Annotated in this window: 14 protein-coding genes and 3 pseudogenes; 6 read left to right on the top strand and 11 right to left on the bottom strand. The window is 71.6% G+C overall.

Going from position 1 to position 16,018, the window contains the following annotated elements; genetic code table 11:
* Positions 1–141 precede the first annotated feature (141 nt).
* The 3 genes from ACWCP6_RS10250 to ACWCP6_RS10240 all read right to left on the bottom strand — a co-directional run bounded on the left by ACWCP6_RS10250 (position 142) and on the right by ACWCP6_RS10240 (position 2,382).
* A complete protein-coding gene (locus ACWCP6_RS10250) occupies positions 142–510 on the bottom strand; it encodes a nuclear transport factor 2 family protein (RefSeq protein ID WP_450931914.1) in 369 nt (122 codons plus the stop codon).
* 232 nt (positions 511–742) lie between these two features.
* Complete coding sequence (locus ACWCP6_RS10245) at positions 743–1,561, bottom strand: alpha/beta fold hydrolase (protein ID WP_450931913.1); 819 nt, start codon at positions 1,559–1,561, stop codon at positions 743–745.
* Positions 1,562–1,716: 155 nt separating this feature from the next.
* Positions 1,717–2,382: a DUF4097 family beta strand repeat-containing protein gene (locus tag ACWCP6_RS10240; RefSeq protein ID WP_450931953.1), complete on the bottom strand. Its 666-nt coding sequence runs from the start codon at positions 2,380–2,382 to the stop codon at positions 1,717–1,719.
* A gap of 220 nt (positions 2,383–2,602) precedes the next feature.
* On the opposite strand from ACWCP6_RS10240, the pseudogene ACWCP6_RS10235 reads away from it, so the two are divergent.
* A pseudogene (locus tag ACWCP6_RS10235) lies at positions 2,603–2,782 on the top strand (MarR family transcriptional regulator); the annotation flags it as partial.
* 13 nt (positions 2,783–2,795) lie between these two features.
* On the opposite strand, the gene ACWCP6_RS10230 reads toward ACWCP6_RS10235, so the two are convergent.
* Positions 2,796–3,785, bottom strand: coding sequence for a DUF5937 family protein (locus tag ACWCP6_RS10230; protein WP_450931912.1), 990 nt, complete (start codon positions 3,783–3,785; stop codon positions 2,796–2,798).
* Positions 3,786–3,840: 55 nt separating this feature from the next.
* Here ACWCP6_RS10230 and ACWCP6_RS10225 point away from each other — a divergent pair, with 55 nt between their 5' ends.
* Positions 3,841–5,127 (top strand): MFS transporter, encoded by a 1,287-nt coding sequence (locus ACWCP6_RS10225; RefSeq protein WP_450931911.1) that lies wholly within the window; start codon positions 3,841–3,843, stop codon positions 5,125–5,127.
* A gap of 133 nt (positions 5,128–5,260) precedes the next feature.
* On the opposite strand, the gene ACWCP6_RS10220 is transcribed toward ACWCP6_RS10225, so the two are convergent.
* On the bottom strand, positions 5,261–6,748 hold the full coding sequence (locus tag ACWCP6_RS10220; protein WP_450931910.1) for an FG-GAP-like repeat-containing protein: 1,488 nt from the start codon (positions 6,746–6,748) through the stop codon (positions 5,261–5,263).
* A 369-nt stretch (positions 6,749–7,117) separates the two neighbouring features.
* On the opposite strand from ACWCP6_RS10220, the gene ACWCP6_RS10215 reads away from it, so the two are divergent.
* Positions 7,118–8,281, top strand: a complete 1,164-nt coding sequence (locus ACWCP6_RS10215; RefSeq protein WP_450931909.1) for an FAD-dependent oxidoreductase — start codon at positions 7,118–7,120, stop codon at positions 8,279–8,281.
* A gap of 304 nt (positions 8,282–8,585) precedes the next feature.
* Here the strand turns inward: ACWCP6_RS10215 and ACWCP6_RS10210 are convergent, their stop codons facing one another.
* Together ACWCP6_RS10210 and ACWCP6_RS10205 are read right to left on the bottom strand one after the other, a co-directional pair.
* Entirely contained in the window at positions 8,586–10,631 is a 2,046-nt protein-coding gene (locus tag ACWCP6_RS10210) for an NAD(+) synthase (protein WP_450931952.1), read from the bottom strand.
* Between the two features lie 138 nt (positions 10,632–10,769).
* Positions 10,770–11,207, bottom strand: coding sequence for an Lrp/AsnC family transcriptional regulator (locus ACWCP6_RS10205; RefSeq protein ID WP_450931908.1), 438 nt, complete (start codon positions 11,205–11,207; stop codon positions 10,770–10,772).
* A 546-nt stretch (positions 11,208–11,753) separates the two neighbouring features.
* Between ACWCP6_RS10205 and ACWCP6_RS10200 the strand changes: the two genes are divergently transcribed.
* Both ACWCP6_RS10200 and ACWCP6_RS10195 read left to right on the top strand, forming a co-directional pair.
* The gene (locus ACWCP6_RS10200) at positions 11,754–12,152 is read left to right on the top strand and encodes a hypothetical protein (RefSeq protein ID WP_450931907.1); all 399 of its coding nucleotides are present in this window, start codon (positions 11,754–11,756) and stop codon (positions 12,150–12,152) included.
* Between the two features lie 168 nt (positions 12,153–12,320).
* Positions 12,321–12,563 (top strand): annotated as a pseudogene (locus tag ACWCP6_RS10195) (hypothetical protein); the annotation flags it as partial.
* A gap of 282 nt (positions 12,564–12,845) precedes the next feature.
* Here ACWCP6_RS10195 and ACWCP6_RS10190 read toward each other — a convergent pair.
* Positions 12,846–13,349 carry a DinB family protein gene (locus tag ACWCP6_RS10190; RefSeq protein ID WP_450931906.1) on the bottom strand — a complete coding sequence of 168 codons (504 nt, stop codon included), beginning with the start codon at positions 13,347–13,349 and terminating at the stop codon, positions 12,846–12,848.
* Between the two features lie 174 nt (positions 13,350–13,523).
* Here ACWCP6_RS10190 and ACWCP6_RS10185 point away from each other — a divergent pair, with 174 nt between their 5' ends.
* Positions 13,524–13,967 carry a MarR family winged helix-turn-helix transcriptional regulator gene (locus ACWCP6_RS10185; RefSeq protein WP_450931905.1) on the top strand — a complete coding sequence of 148 codons (444 nt, stop codon included), beginning with the start codon at positions 13,524–13,526 and terminating at the stop codon, positions 13,965–13,967.
* Between the two features lie 229 nt (positions 13,968–14,196).
* Here the strand turns inward: ACWCP6_RS10185 and ACWCP6_RS10180 are convergent, their stop codons facing one another.
* From ACWCP6_RS10180 to ACWCP6_RS10170, 3 genes and pseudogenes are all read right to left on the bottom strand, one after another.
* The gene (locus tag ACWCP6_RS10180; protein WP_450931904.1) at positions 14,197–15,399 is read right to left on the bottom strand and encodes a serpin family protein; all 1,203 of its coding nucleotides are present in this window, start codon (positions 15,397–15,399) and stop codon (positions 14,197–14,199) included.
* 19 nt (positions 15,400–15,418) lie between these two features.
* A pseudogene (locus ACWCP6_RS10175) lies at positions 15,419–15,610 on the bottom strand (aspartate aminotransferase family protein); the annotation flags it as partial.
* The gene (locus ACWCP6_RS10170) at positions 15,567–15,956 is read right to left on the bottom strand and encodes a MazG-like family protein (protein WP_450931903.1); all 390 of its coding nucleotides are present in this window, start codon (positions 15,954–15,956) and stop codon (positions 15,567–15,569) included. The gene ACWCP6_RS10170 and the pseudogene ACWCP6_RS10175, both read right to left, overlap by 44 nt.
* Positions 15,957–16,018: the final 62 nt, after the last annotated feature.

Genomic DNA, 16,018 nt, shown 5'->3' with positions numbered 1-16,018 from the left:
GAACCGGCAGGCAGAGCACCCAACGGCGACCAACACGAGGCCGCCCTTTTCACCGGGTGATCCCGGTGGTGAGCAGGGCGGCGTCGACGTGGGGGGTTCCTGGGCCGTGTCCGGCGGGTCAGGGTGCTCCCGGGCGGGGATTCATGCCCCGGGGAGCCGGTCGAGGAAGCCGAGGACCGAGGTGATCCGGCCGTCCTCGCCCAGAGTGACCACGTCCGAGCCGGCGACCGGCGCCGAGCCGTCGGCGGTCGACACCAGCTCCCAGCTGAAGCGGGCGATGTGATGGTTACCGTCCACGCCACCGGACAGCCTGAACTCAAAGCCGGGGAACTGCTCGTGCGCGGCCCCGATCACCGCGGCGATCTGCCCGTGACCGCGCACATCGGCCAGCGGGTCGGTGTACGTGCCGTCCTGCGACCACGCCGCGGCAACCGCCTTGGCGATCGCCTCGGCGCCGACGGCGTTCCACGCCTCGAAGTAACGGGCAACGGCGGCAGCATAGTTCGACATGACAGGACTCCCGATTTCGGTGAAGTGACCTGGCCATCAGGTCGGTTGGCCCGGGCTCCGAGCCGGAGTGCACCCGGCCCGGAACCCGATGACTCCACCCTGCCGCGCCCCGCCCGCCCACGCGATTACCCCCCAGGTAATAGGGTCCCGGCTCAGCCCGGATGCGAGGCGCTGAGCGCCTCCTCGCGCCTCTCGAGAAAAGCCGGTTGTCGTCACTTCGCCGGCCGTGTCTTCAGTGAGCCACTCGGTCGGGGGCGGCGACCTCGCGTACGGCTGCGGCGATGGCCGGGAAGTCCTTCTTGAGGATCGCACCGTGGCTGCCGGCGGCCTTCGCGCTGATGCGGATGTTCGGGTTGCGGGCGGTCACCGTATCGAGGCTGGTGCGGATGCGTTCCTGCTCATCACCCCGGCTTCCGAAGGACCTCCCCGAAGCGACCACGTACCGCACCGGGACGGTGATGTCGTCCAGCACGGGGCCCAGCTCGCGTTCGCGCGAGAGCCTGCCGAGTTCGATGTTGCTGTTCGCCTGCTGTTCGGCGCTCATCCGCGGGGTCAGGCCTGTCGGGCGCAGCAGCGGCATGAACCAGCTCATCCGCCAAAACAGCGTGCGGATCCGCTGTTCCATGGCCTCGTCCAGCCAGTCGTACGGGAACGCCCCGTCGACCAGGACCGCGCCCAGGGTACGGTCCGGGTTCCGGGCGGCCCAGTGCGCGCCGACGACCGCTCCGTAGGACCAGCCCACCAGCAGCGCCCGGTCCACACCCCTGGCCGCGAGAACGGCATCGACATCGCGGACGGCGGCCTCGAAGGAGTAGTCCGCCGAACGCTTCGATTTCTTGCCGCGGGCCCGCTCGTCGTAGGTGATGTGCCGCCACCTTGTCCCCAGTTCGGCGACGACCCGCCGCCAGTACCCCTGCGTGGCGAACTGGCCGTTGAGGTAGAGCACAGGGATGCCGGGACCGCCGGTGTCGGTGACGGCCAGGGCCGTGTCGTCGACCGGCACCATGCCGGTCCACTGCGAACTGGTCGAGGACGTGCTGTTCTTCGTCATGTGTTCCCCCTGATCGTGCGAGAGCGGCTTGGACGGCTTCGTGAAGGCCCTGCAGACGGATCGCGCCCCCCGGGCCACGGACGGCCGGGTCGTCGGCGACGACCCGGCCGGATCTCGGTCGCGGTGGGCCCGGCCGGACACGTCCTGGGCCTGCTTCAGAGACTGCGGGCGGTGATGTCGCCGTGGGAGGTGGTGGCGCGGATGTCGAGTGCGGCGGTGCCGTCGTTCTTCAGGGCGTTGCTGATACGGCCGTGGCCCGTGCCGGCGTCCAGGGCGGCGGAGACGCCGGAGGCGGCGCCGACCGTGATGTCGCCGGACTGGGTCCGGAGCACCACCGCGCCGCCCATGGCCTCGGCGATCCGGATGTCGCCCCGTGCCGTGCTGATCTGCGCGGGGCCGCCCAGCCGCCCGACCTCGACGTCGCCGTCGACCGCAGTGAGACGGGCGCTCGCGGCCTCGTCGATCTTGACCCGGCGGTACGCGCCGTCGAAAGCGACGTCGCCGAGGCGGCCGACCGTCCGCAGTTCGGCACTGGCAGCCCTGGCCTCGATACGGGAGCCGGCGGGCAGCTTGACCGTCACCTCGATGGACCCGGACGGGCCGAAGAGCTGGTTCTTGGGCTCGGCGGTGTGGATCCGCAGGACGCCGTCGGCGTAGGCGACGGTGGTCTCCTGCGCCGCCTTCACGTCGCGGTCCTTCGAGGCGTTCGCAGGCAGGACCTCGACGGTGGTGTCGGCGCGGTCGGCGGCGATGAACTGGACGCGTCCGGCGGGGATGTCCAGGACGGCGGAGATCGGGGCGGTGGTCTCGAACTTCTGCATCATGCTCTCCCGTACTCATGCACTGTTTCTGACACCGGAAACGCTACGTTGCTTTCCAATAGTCTTCAATGCGTTCGTTGCGAGGAGTCGTTATTTATGCAGGTCAAACACGATAAAGTGTTGCAACGACCTTGAAGGTAACGCAACGGTAGTTGCATGGATCATTGCAATGATTAAGAAGTGAACGCTACGGTGAGGGGATCAGGGGCCATCGCGAAGGATCACCGAGGAGCTCGCGAGGGCCGAGATCGCCCGACGCCTCGAACGTCCGGCCCCGACGATCACGCGTGAGGTGATGCACAACGGCGGCCCCACCGCCTACCGCGCCGACCCGGCCCACCTCGAACGGCACCGCCCGACCAAGTCCGGACCAGGGATGGCAAGGCGTCCCGCCCCCCGGTCGGTTCCCGACGTCAGGAGCCTGTGCCGGCCGCCGCGATCACCGCCTCCGCGGTACGGGTACGGGCGTAGAGCACCTGCCGCCCGGCACGGTGGGAGCTGACCAGGCCCGCTGTGCGCAGGGCTGTCAGGTGCTGGGAGACGCCGCCGGGGGTGAGGCCGGTGCGCCGGGCGAGCTCGGTCGTCGAGGCGGGAGCGGTCAGCTCGGCCAGCAGAAGGGCGCGCGAGCGGCCCATGACGCCCGCGAGCGCCTCGGAGGCGGGGGTCGGGCGGGACTGCCACAAGGAGCCCAGATCCCGGGGCGGATAGCGCAGTGACGGCTGCCACGACTCGCCCAGCACCGAGAAGATGCGCGGCCACACGAAGGCCGACGGCACCAGCAGCAGCCCCCGGCCGTCCAGCCGGCGCGGGCCGCGCGCGGTGCGGTGCGCCAGTTGAAGGGTTCCGCCCGCCCATGCGACCTGAGGGTCCAGGTCCGCGAACAGGCGGCCGGCGCCGCCGTCCACCAGTCGTCCCGCGCGGTAGCGGATGTCGTTCTCCAGGAAGGTGAGGATCCGAGACCAGTACGGGGCGAGGGCCACGTCCCAGTACGCCTCGATCACCTGCGCCAGCCGCGCGAGTTCGACGACCGGGTCGGCCCGCAGGGCCGCCATGCGCGGGGCGGGCACGGCCGTCGTCGTCGTCAGCAACCTCGGCGGAGTCGCTCGCAGTGTCGCCAGCTCCATCGCGAGCGAGGGCAGCGGGGTCACGGGCGGCGGGCAGAGGAACGACGGAATGCTGCCCGTCCACGGAGACCGGGACGGTACCGGGATCAGGTCGAACAGGACGTCGAGGTCGACGGCGGCGGCCGCGAGCCGAGGGCGCACCTGGTCCGTCCAGGTGTGGTGCAGGCCGTTCTCGTCGGCGCCCTTGAGCACCCGTACGCTCGCGACCACCTCCCACAGCGGGGAGACGGCGAAGCGCGTACGGGCCACGTCCTCCAGGCCGAACTGGATCTCGATCATTCAGCTCAGACTAAATCAGTAGGCGACGTGCCGGGCTCCTGCGCAGAGTGCCGGCATGCCTCTCGACCCCGAATCACCCTGGCGCGTACGCGGTTTCCGGACGCTCTTCCTCGCGAGTTCGCTCAGCCACCTCGGCACCAACGTCGGCTATGTGGCGATCCCGCTTCTCGCCGTCACCGTCCTCGACGCGAGTCCCGGTCAGGCGGGCGCCCTGGCCGCCTTGTCCACCGCCGCCTTCCTGCTCATCGGGCTGCCCGCCGGCGCCTGGGTCGACCGCATGACCGGCAGCCGGGTCCTGGTGGCCGCCGACGCCGCGCGTGCCGCGCTCCTCGCCTCCATCCCCGTCGCCTGGTTCCTGGATGCGCTGACGCTGCCTCAGCTGTATGCGGTGGTCCTGCTGAACGGCTGCGCCACGGTCTTCTTCGACGTCGGCTCGCAGAGCGTCCTGCCGGAACTCGTCGGCCGCGAGAGCCTGGTCCCCGCGAACGCCGCGGTGGTGAGCCTCATGGCCGGGGCCAACATCGCGGGCCGGGGCGCCGGGGGCCTGCTGGTGCAGATGTTCACGGCCCCGGTCGCCGTCCTGGGAGCGGCCGTCGCCTACCTCCTCTCCGCCGTCGGCCTCGTCGGCATGCGTCGCCGTGGGGCGCGCACCGCGCCGCAAACCGCACGGCGGCTGCGGGCGGAGGTCGCCGAGGGGCTGCGATATGTCCTCGCGAGCCGCGAGCTCCGCGCGCTGGCACTCACCGCGGCACTCACCAACCTGGGCGCGCAGATGATCAATGCCATGCTGCCGGTGCTGTTCACCCGCGACCTGCGCCTGCCCGCGGTCACGCTCGGCCTGTACTGGGCGGCCGGCGGGCTGGGACTTCTCCTGGGCGCGGGGTGCGCCCGCCGTCTTGCCGCGCGGTTCGGACACGGCCGTGTCCTGGGGCTCGCCGGGCTGTGGACCGTTCCCGCCGCGCCGGCCGTCGCCCTGGTCGGTCACGGACCCTGGCTGTGGGTGGCCGCTGCCGGCTGGCTGACGGCCATGACGAAGACCGGGGTGGACAACGTGCTCGGTGTGAGTCTGCGCCAGCGCCTGACCCCGGACCCGCTCCTGGGCCGGATGAACGCCACCTTCCGCTTCCTGCTCACCGGTGCCCTCGCCGTCGGCTCCGCACTGGGCGGACTGATCGGTCAGACCGTGGGCGTGCGCGCGGCGGTGTGGAGCGGAGCCGTGTGTCTGGCGTGCGCCTTTCTTCCCGTCCTCTGTTCCCCCGTGCGCACGATGCGGCAACTCCCGCCGGCGCCCGTGTCCCATCCGCCGCACCCCGCGCCACCCACGGCCGCTTCACGGCCGTGACGAGGCGTCACCGGCACCTGGCCCACCGGGGAGCAGGTGCCGGTCGGCTTCGCCGTTGACCGGCCCGGCGTCGTCGCAGCGCTTCATGACCGCCGCGGACGCCGGGCCGCTCAGGACCCATGGGAACTCCGGGTCAGCCGATGAGGCCCGTGCTGAACGCGCCGTAGGTGTGGGCGAGGCCCAACGTGCGCGGGCCGAATGCGCGGGCGCCGTCGGTGGAGACGCCGCTCGCGGATCCGAGCAGCGCGGTGACGGCGCCGACGCCCTCGTCCTCGAAGCCCGCTCCGACCGTGAAGTCGGCGCGGCCGTCCTTGTTGACGTCCGTCAACAGGACGTCGGAGCCGAAGTAGTCCATCGACTCGGCGGTACCGGGAACACCGGACGTGGCCTGGGAGAGGGTGCGCCCGCCGGTCGGGGAGACGCCCGCGGCGGAGCCCTTGAGCAGCACCGTGGAGCCGGTGTCCTCGGCCGCGCCGCTGTCCTCGAAGACGACGCCGATGGCGAGGTCGCCGTGGCCGTCGCCGTCCACGTCCCCGATCGAGACCGAACTGCCGAAGCCGTCGTTCTTCTCGTCGGTGCCGGGAACACCCGTGGAATCCTGGGTGAGTTCCGCCATGGGGGCGTCGCCGTTGACCGGGCCGCCCGCGCTGCCGCGGATGACGACGACCTTGCCGCCGAGAGAGCCCGCGTGGTCGTCGTCCTCGGTGAAGACGTTGCCGAGGGCGATCTCGTCGTAGCCGTCGCCGTCGATGTCGCCGAGGGCGATGGAGGTGCCGCCGTTCAGGGGCCGCGGTACGGACGTCTCCGGGCCGGAGGAGGTGCCGAGGTAGGCGACGCCCTTCGACCAGTTGCCCGAGCCGTCCGGGTTGAGTGCCGTGCGGTAGGTGAGAACGAGGTCGGCCTTCTTGTCACCGTTGGTGTCGCCGGCCTTCATGGCGTCGATGCCGTACTTCGCCTTGTCCGGCAGACCCACCTTCCGGGCGGTGCCGGTGCCGCCGGAGGTGGTGAAACGGCCCCGGATCACATAGGCGTGGGAGGAACCGGTGCCGACGGCCAGGTCCGCCCTGCCGTCCCCGTCGAAGTCGCCCGCGGTGAGCACCCGGCCCCACTCGTCGTGCGCGGAGGCCGCCGGGTCCTTGACGGTGGTGCCGTTCCTGACGCCGGCCGACGAGCCCCACAGCACGGTGACGGAGCCGCCGTCGCCGTCCGAGCCGACGTCCTCCCCGGGGGCGCCGGCCACGAGGTCCGTGTAACCGTCGCCGTTGAGGTCCGCCACGGCGAGTGCCTGGCCGAAGGCGTCCTCGTCCTCCGCGGTGCCGGGCACGCCGGTGGTGTTCTGGTTGATCACGGTGCGCTTGGCGGGGTTCAGGCCGCTCGCACTGCCGTAGACCACGGCCACGTAACCGGCCATGCTCTTGCCCGCGACGCTCGCGTACGGGGCGGCGAAGGCGACGTCGCCGTAGCCGTCACCGTTGAAGTCCGCCCGGTACGGGCTGGAGGTGCCGGCGGCAGTCGCCGGCGCGGCCTGCCCGGCGAACGCGGGCGGGACAGAGAAGGTGAGCAGACTGCCCGTCAGCGCGGCAGCGGTGGCCGTCGCGAGGGCGAGTCGGTGGTGGTGCATGTGCACGCGGGTTCTCCTACGGCATGCGGGGACGCCTGGCAGGCGTCCACGGTCTACGGTGCGCGGACCGTCCGCTCCCGCCGGGACTGGTCCCAGCGCTGCACGGGCCGGTCAGCGATCAGAAGACCCTCATGGATGAGTAAGGGTTGTACGTGAGTTCGGTAAATTCTCGAGCGCCGGGAGGTGGGCGGTGCAGGCCGTGCTCGTCCGCGCCCTTGAGCGCCCACGCACTCGGGCCGCCCTCCACGGCTGTTCCGGGGTAGCGGACCACCAGCGGCCACGTGTGGCCGACCGCCGGTCAGGACCGCCGTCCGCTCCGCTTCCGGCCCGGCGGTCCGCGGCCCGCCGGGTCCGATTAGAGTGCCGGACGTGGCGGTGGACGCGGACGTGGCGGTGGTGGGGGCAGGGCCGGTCGGCCTGAGCGCCGCACTGCTGCTCGCCCGGGCGGGACTCTCCGTGGTGGTACTGGAACGCCGACCCGGTCCCGTCACCGAGTCCCGGGCGACGGACCTGCACGCCCGAACCCTGGAGGCCCTGGCTCCGAGCGGCCTTGCGGAGTCGCTGCACCCGCTGGGACGACGCGTGGACACGGTGGACATGTGGTCGCAGGGGCACAGGCTCGGCGGCTTCGACCTGGCACGGCTGCGCTCTGCGTACCCGTACATCCTGACCGTCCCGCAGTGTGCGACCGAGGGTCTGCTCGCCGTGGAGGCCGAGCGCGCGGGTGCGCGCGTCCACCGCTCGGCGCCGGTCCGGTCGGTCGACGAGGACGCCGACGGCGTCACCGTACGGTCGGACGCGCTCGACCCCCTGCGCGTCCGCTGGGTGGTGGCGGCCGACGGTGCGTCCAGCACACTGCGTGCCCTCACCGGTACGGCGTTTCGCGGCCGGACGTATGCCGGCACGTGGCAGCTCGCCGATCTGCGGGTCGACGATCCCTCGCTGGACCCGACACGCGTGCACATGGTCGGCGGACCACGCGGCCTTCTCGTGGTGCTGCCGATGCACCTCGACGGCTGGGCCCGGGTGGTGCTGCACCTGCCGCACGGTCCCGAGCCGGGCGGCGCGGACGGTCCGGCGGCGCTCGCCGCCGAGGCGGCGGCCCGAGGGTGGACGGCAACCGTCCGCGAATGCCGCTGGACGAGCACCTTCCGCACCCAGCGGCGCCTCGCCGGACCCCACGGGAGCCGACGGGTGCTGCTGATCGGCGACGCCGCACATGTGTGCAGTCCGGTCGGCGGGCAGGGACTCAACCTCGGCCTGCGGGACGCCGTCTCCCTCGCCGCAGTGCTGCCCGATGCGACCGCCCGCGGCGGCGCGGTGGCCGAACACCTCACGGCCTGGCGCCGTGCACGCCGCGCCGACGCCCTGCGCGTGCTCGCCCGCACCGACCTCGCCACCCGCGCCTGGACACTGCGCTCGGCACCCGCCCGTGCCGTACGGGACACGGCCCTGCGCGCGGCCCTCACCACCTCGGCCGGACGCCGCCTGTTCGCCGAAGCGGTCGCAGGGCCACGCCCGTCCCGGTCCTGAACCCGTCTGGGCGGGGACGGGGCGGGGGAGTCCCGGGTGTCGCAACCCGCCCCCGTCTCACCGGACTTTGCCGGATGCGCGGCTCGCCCACTGGCCGGCGCGTAACCCTCGCTCGCCCGTGCCCCGGGCCGGGATGCCTCGTCGGCCCGCGTCCGACCTGCCGTTTCGCGCCGGACGCCTACGGATACGGCGGACCGACGCTGCGGCGACCGTCGCAACCTCGGCAGACGGCCCGGATCTCCGTGCACACGGAGGCACAGAGACGCGCGCCTAGGCACACGGCCGGAGCGGACCCGAGCGCCGGCTACTCCCCGCCGCGCGGCACGTCCCAGCGAGCGAGGTCTCTCAGCCAGGCCTCCGCCGTACCGTCGGAGGGAGCGCGCCAGTCGCCGCGAGGCGAGAGGGAACCGCCGGCCAGGACCTTCGGCCCGTTCGGCATCGCCGAGCGCTTGAACTGCGCGAACCCGAAGAAACGGCGGCAGAAGCTCTCCAGCCAGTGCCAGATCTCCGGGAGGTCGTACGCCACCCGCTCGGCCTCGGGGAAGCCCGGCGGCCACGCGCCGGCGTCCCGGTCATGCCAGGCGTGCCAGGCCAGAAAGCCGATCTTCCCCGGCCGGAAGCCGTGGCGCAGCACATGGAAGAGGGTGAAGTCGTGCAGCGCGTACGGCCCGATCTTGGACTCGGTGGACTGCAGTTCCTCCCCCGGCACGAGCTCCGGGCTGATCTCCGTGTCGAGGATCGCTGCCAGCGTCTCGTTGGTCTCCTCGTCGAACTGGCCACTGCTGATGACCCATCGGATGAGGTGCTGGATGAGCGTCTTCGGCACGCCGCCGTTGACGTTGTAGTGGCTCATCTGGTCGCCGACGCCATAGGTGCACCAGCCGAGGGCCAGCTCGGACAGGTCACCGGTGCCGAGCACGATGCCCCCGCGCTGGTTGGCCAGCCGGAACAGGTAGTCGGTCCGCAGCCCGGCCTGTACGTTCTCGAAGGTCACGTCGTACACCGGCTCACCGGACGAGAAGGGGTGACCGATCTCCTGGAGCATGAGCCGGGCGGTCGGCGTGATGTCCAGTTCGGCCGCCGTGACGCCGAGCGAACGCATCAGCTTGTGGGCGTTGCTCCTGGTGTGCTCGCCGGTGGCGAAGCCGGGCAGCGTGAAGGCCAGGATGTCGCTGCGCGGGCGGCCCGCGCGGTCCATGGCCCGGGCGGCGACGATCAGCGCATGTGTGGAGTCGAGACCCCCCGACACGCCGATGACGACCTTCGGGCCACCGATCGCGGCCAGACGCTGCTGCAGACCCGCGACCTGGATGTTGTAGGCCTCGTAGCAGTCCTGGGCGAGGCGGGTGGGGTCGGCCGGCACGAAGGGGAAGCGCTCGATCCGGCGGCGCAGTCCGAGGTCGACAGCGGGCGGGTCGAGCCGGAACGCCACCTGCCGGAAGCCACTGGTGCGCGCGGCATGGGTACGGCGGTTGTCGTCGAACGTGCCCTGCCGTGCGCGGGCCTGCCGCAACAGGTCGAGGTCGACGTCGGCCACCGCGTACTGATCGCCCTGCGGGAACCGGTCGGTCTCCGCCAGCAGGGCGCCGTTCTCGTAGATCATGGTCTGGCCGTCCCAGGACAGGTCGGTTGTCGACTCGCCCAGACCGGCCGCCGCGTAGACATAGGCGGCGAGACAGCGCGTGGACGCCGAGCGGCACAGCAGCCGCCGGTCCTCGGCCCGCCCGACCGTGATCGGGCTGCCCGAGAGGTTGACGAGAACGGTCGCTCCGGCCAGCGCCGCCTCCGCGCTCGGGGGCACCGGCACCCACATGTCCTCGCAGATCTCGGCGTGCAGCACCAGGCCCGGGACGTCCTCCGCCGCGAAGAGCAGGTCCGTACCGAAGGGCACGGTCGCGCCGCCGACCCGGATCGTCCCGCCGCGCTCGTCGTCGCCCGGGGCGATCTGCCGCCGCTCGTAGAACTCGCGGTAGTTCGGCAGGTACGACTTGGGCGCGACACCGAGGATCCGTCCACGGTGCACGACCACCGCGCAGTTGTAGATCCGGTTGCGATGGCGCAGCGGGGCACCCACGACGAGTACCGTGAGCAGATCCGCCGATCCGGCCACCACGGCCTGGAGCGCTGCCTCGACCTCGTCGAGCAGCGCGTCCTGGAGCAGCAGGTCCTCGATCGAGTAGCCGGACAGGCAGAGCTCGGGGAACACGGCGACGGCGACCCCCTCCTGCGCGCACTGGCGCCCTTGTCCCAGGACCGCCTCGGCGTTGGTGTGCGGCTCGGCGATGGCGGCGTGGCCGGTGCACGCGGCGACCCGCGCGAAGCCGTGCTGGTAGATCGACCGGAAGTTCATCATGCGAAGTGCCCCTTCCCGGCAGCTCCGTGTGACCGGGACACGTCCCTCGGCCACTGAAGGTGAGTCGGCCGCGCGGTTGAGAGCAACAGTCGGCCAAGCCGTTCACGATGGGGTGCATCCCGGCACCCGGCGGTATCAGTCGGCGCGGACCGGCCTCTCGAAGAAGGTCTCCAGCACGACCGTGGCCTGAGTCCCGCTCACACCCTCGATCGCGTAGAGCCGCCGCAGGACGTCCTGCAACTGCTCCGTGGTGGCTGTGCGGACCTTGACGAGGACGGAGGCAGTGCCCGCGATGACGTGCGCCTCCTGGATCTCGGGGATGGCGGCGAAGGATTCGGCCGCGTCCCCCATCCAGGCCGACGAGTCGGTCATGACGAAGGCGAGTACGTCCCGCCCGAGGGCGGCCGGGTCGACGTCCACGGTCGTCCGGCGGATGACACCGCGCTCGCGGAGCTTGCGTACGCGGTCATGAGCCGCTCCGGCCGAGAGGCCGACCACCTTGCCGAGCGCCGCGTAGGCCTGTGTGGCGTCGCGCTGAAGCTCCGCGATCAGCGCCCTGTCGATGTCGTCCACGATCCCCTCGACCGTCCCTTGCCTGCACGTCGTCCAATTCGGGCACTCTATGATCATTCCGAATGACATTCAACTGATCCCGGATAACGCTTGATCATGTCCGCGAGAAGCCCGGTGGGCCGTACGGAATTCTGGACGGGCGGCTTCGGGTCGGGAGGTGTGCAGGTGGCGGCACGGCCGTCCGGTCGTCATGACGCGTGCTGATCGTGCACCTGTGACATCGCGGAACTCCGGGCGGGTCCCACCGGCCCCCCAGGTGAAATGGTCGCCAGGCGGTGCCGACCGCCGGGCGGCGGAAACGGCCGGAGGGGGCGTCGGCGCAGCGGACGCCCAAGCCGATGGACCCCGCCCGACGGGCCCTGGCCGCCCCAAGTAACGGCCGCGGTACGACCGCAGCTCGCCACGGTGCGCGTACGATTGCAGGTTGCCGCGGTGGACGACGGGGGTGAGGCCGCGTGAGCCGCTGCGTCCGGACGGGAAGGCGGTACACGGCGGGCCACTCCCCCTAGCCCGGACACGTGTTCCGGGCAGGAGGAGGACACACCCGTGTCTCGTACTGCCCATCATCCACCCGCGGTCCCCTGGTGGACCGGCACGGACGACAGTGACCACCGACGGCGCGGAAATGCCCGGCCACGGCCGGCCCTGGTCGTCTCCTATCGCTACAGCGCCGCGACCCTCAGGGCCGCGAAGGAGGAGGGCCGTCGGCCTGTTCCGGCGAAGCAGCTGCTGCGCGCCCGGAGCCGGGCGTGGATCCCGTTCGACCGCTACTACGGAGGTCGGTCGGTCGGCCACCATGCGGCCGAAATGCAGGCGGGAGCGCGAGCCCGGGTCCGTGACCTGCTGACCCTGGTGCGCAAGCTCGCCAATGCGGGTGCGGACCATGACCAGGTGGACGTGCCCGTCGAGCAGACCCGGAGTCAGGCTCTGTGGCGCGCTTCGTGAACAACTGAGCGGCCCCGTATCCCGGATGGGTGCGGGGCCCGTTCCGGTGGCCGGGTGACGCGCCACGCTACGTGGTGCCTGTCGAAGTCCGGGCCGGTCGGGTGGCCGCCGAGCAGGCGGGCAGCGCCGTGCTCCTTGCCGAGTGCGCACGCTGCCCTGGGGCCGCGCGGCGTCCTCGTCAGCGCATGGCTGATCACCTCGATCGTCCTGACCGCCGCGGCAGCCGCCCTCCTGGCCCTGCTCATCCTGCCGGCCCAGGACGGCGCCCTCGCCACCGCACAGGCTGCCGGTTCGGACCCCGCTGCCCGGTCCGCCGGCCGCCTCGCCATGCTCACCGGGATCTTCAACCTGCTATGGGCCACCGTCACCGTCCTGATGATCATCCGCCCCGGTTCCACCACAGGTGTGTGACCGTGCACGAGCGGCGGCCTGATCGCCCGCGGCAACTCGCCCGCCCCACCGTGGCTCCTCCGCACCCGGAAGGTGCCACCCCGTCATGAACCGCCGGCAAGCGGGGCCGAGACGGACCCGCACCATGCAGAGGCGGGGAACGGTCGGTGGGCGGCGGGCACGTCGGGCAAGTAGTTCTTCCCGCCGATCCGGCTTGGGCTTGTTCCGGCAGGACCGACACCGTCCACGGGGCTGCACGTCACCTCGTGGGCAGTGTCGTCCGGCCCGCTCGCCGACCTGTTCCTAGACGCCTCTCCGCCCGTCGGCCAACTCGCGCAGGATGTCGAGGTGACCGTTGTGGCGGGCCGTCTCCTCGACGAGGTGGAGCAGGATCCAGCGCAGGTCGACGGCATTGCCGTCGCTCCGCTTCCGCCGGGCCTTCGTGTCCAGGTCGTGCGCGGCAACCAGCCGGGCGTAGCGAGCGGACTGTTCGGCGTATTCGTCGAGCAGCCGGGAGAGCGGGAAGTCGACGGCGATGCGCATCTCGCGGTCGGGGTCCTCATCGGTCCACGGGCCCTCGTCCTCCTCGCCGAGGAAGACGACCTGGAACCAGTAGTACTCGACCCAGCGCAGATGGTTGATCAGGCCGCTCATGGTCATCAGCGGCGAGCCGGGCAGGAGCGCCTTCCGGGCGTCGTCGTCGGACAACTCCTCGCACTTCGCTCGCGCGGTGGCACGCGCATAGTCGAGGAAGGTGGTCAGCTGTGTGCGCTCGTCCCAGGCGGGAGGCGTGTCGGTGCGTGTCATCGCCGGAAGCATCTCGTGGCGCACACCGACATGGCCATTGGATTTCAGACGTCTCCCCATCCCTCAGGACCGCGCCGGCGATCGGAGGACCGGACGGTCGCTGCTCGGGCGAGGACGTCATCGGGCAGCAGAGGCCCGCATGCATGCGTGCGTTGCGCACGTTAGTCTGGGTGGGTGGAGAACGCCGTAGGACATGAGATCGCCGACGCCCTGGGAGTGCTGCTCAAGCGCAGCACCCGCCTGGAGCTGTACCGGACACTGACGGCAGGCTTGGGGGAAGCCGTGGACGAGCTGACCTACCCGATCCTGAGCGGGCTGGCCAGGAGCGGGCCCTGCAGTGCGGCCAACCTGGCCCCGGATGTGGGGCTGGACCGCTCCGGCGTCACCCGCCGCGCCTCCCGGTTGGAAGCGGCAGGGCTGGTACGGCGCGAACCGGACCCCGGGGACCGGCGTGCGACGCTGCTCGCCCTCACGAGCGAGGGCGAGCGGACCGTGGAACTCCTGCGCCGGCGCCTGTCCGCCCATATCGAGAGCAGTCTCGCCTCATGGCCGACCGGAGAGGCCGAAACCTTCGCCGACCACCTCCGGCGCTTCGTCACCGACGGCCCGTTCGGCTAGTTGGGTTCCTGGTTCGGCTCAATGTGCGAGATGCGACTCGACCGTTCCGTTCGGACCCATACTTGCAACTCGCTGCTGCCACCGGCTCTGACTTCGGTCGACGGCCTGGACAACGCGAAGGCCGGAACCCACCATGCCCGTCCCCTTCGTGGTTCCGCCGGCCGTGTTCCGAGCGCCGCTGTACGCGGAACTGCGTGAGCGGTCGCGCTCCGCTCGATGCGATTGCGCGCTACCAGGGACGGCCGACCGCGGCCTCGGGCTCGGTGACCCAGCCCGCCGTCAGCACCAGACCTGTTGCCCGGTGCACGGCCAGGAAGCCGAAGGGGCGCTCGTACTTCACGCTGACCAGCTTCGCCTTCTGCTGCGGCACACCGCCCGCATCCAGCGAGAACGCGGTGACGGCCGCCGCGAAGAACCCCTCCCGGCTGAACCCTGCGGTCATGTTCTGCGCTCCGGAGGACAGCGCCAGCGGAGTCGGGCTGATGCCCGGGAAATGGCCCCTGGAGGTGTCCGTGGCCGAACGCAGCCCGAACAGCTCCGCGTGCCGCAGCAGATCGTGCCGGGCGCTTACGGTGAACTGCGGGGTGTTGAGGACGAGCGAGGGGGTGGCGTCCCAGCTGGTGACCTCCATGACGTCCACCCCGGGACCCGCTTCGCCGAGCGGCAGCGCCGAGCCCGGACATCCCGGGTACACGCCGCCGACCGCCGCGATCCCCGCCTCCAGCACCTCACCGCCCGGGGCGTCCTCGACGCCGAGCACCAGATGGACGTCGAGTCCGTTGTCGCCGGCGACGCCCGAGAGGGTCAGCGGCCCGGCCGGGGTGTCGGGGACGACCCGCAGCACCCCGTCCAGGTCCGTGGTGGAACGGACGAGCCCGGCCAGCGAACGGCCCTCCCACGGACCGGAGGACGGGCGCATCCAGCCCTCCCGGAACGGCTGCAGCCAGGTGGTCCGCACCAGCAGCGCCCCGGCCAGGACCAGCAGGGTGTCGGCCGAGAGAGGCACCGGCATGCTGGGTATCGCCCCGTCGGTGTGCCGGGACGCCCAGGCATCCAGCTCCTTGCGGTCGAGTACAGGTTCGCCCGCCAGCGCGCCGTGCACCCCCTCGGGCAGCGCGGCCTGCCACTCCGGGTGCACCGGCACCCGGTCCTGACGCGTCCACAGCCCGGTTGCGGCGGCCACGCCCGCCATCGCACCCAGAGCCTCGATCGCTTCGCGCCCGAGAGCGGCCGCGCTGTCCGTGCCCCGGATGCCGAGTGCCCCGTGCAGTTCCTGTCGGGCCGGCCCGTCGGCGCCGCCCGCCAGCAGTGCCAGAAGCGGCCAGACCCCGGCCGCGGAGAGCACGGTGCCCTCGTCTCCCCGTCCCACCGCGGTCCGGGCCCAGCGCCCGGTCAGCTCGTTGACGGACCCCACCGTGGTCGCGGCGATCATTGCTCGTCCCCCATCAAGATCAGCGGTGGCGCACCGCCTGCCTGACGAGAGCCCTTCCGAACTCCCGCATCAGACCGCCGCCCTCGTGTGCTCGTCCCATCACCGCGGTGAACGCCTCGACGCAGCGGTCCACTTCCGGCTTGCCGACGATCAGCGGTGGGATCAGCTTAGTGACCTCCGGACGGGCGACCGAGCCCTGCGTGTGGATGCGTGCCGCGGCTCGCGGCAGCGGGTGGAAGGAACTTCACGGCCTTGCCGGACAACTGCCGGTGAAGATACGCCGGGGCGTCGTCGGGACGCATCCGGTACAGCGCGACCAGACCCGTGATGACCACGTCCGCGACCTCGGCGTGGACATCGGTCCAGCTGTGGCTGTCACCCTTGCGCGGGTTCGTACCCCGTGCGCCGATCACGGCCTGGGAAGCCTCCCCGGTCTCCTCGGCGATCTTCAGGACCTGCAGAGTCCACTGTTCCTCCGGGGTCAGGCCGCGTTGCTCGTCGTGGTCGGTGAAGCGGTCGGCGAGTCTGCCGATGGTGTCCCAGATGGCGTTGTGCACGGTGTCGGTACTCCTGGGTGAGGGATGGATGGAGTGGGGCCGGACAGCGATCGGAAAGGGCA

The sequence above is a fragment of the Streptomyces sp. NPDC002004 genome (assembly GCF_053593975.1).
The sequence above is the reverse complement of the archived record's forward strand: the minus strand, read 5'-3'. Positions and strand labels throughout refer to the sequence as shown.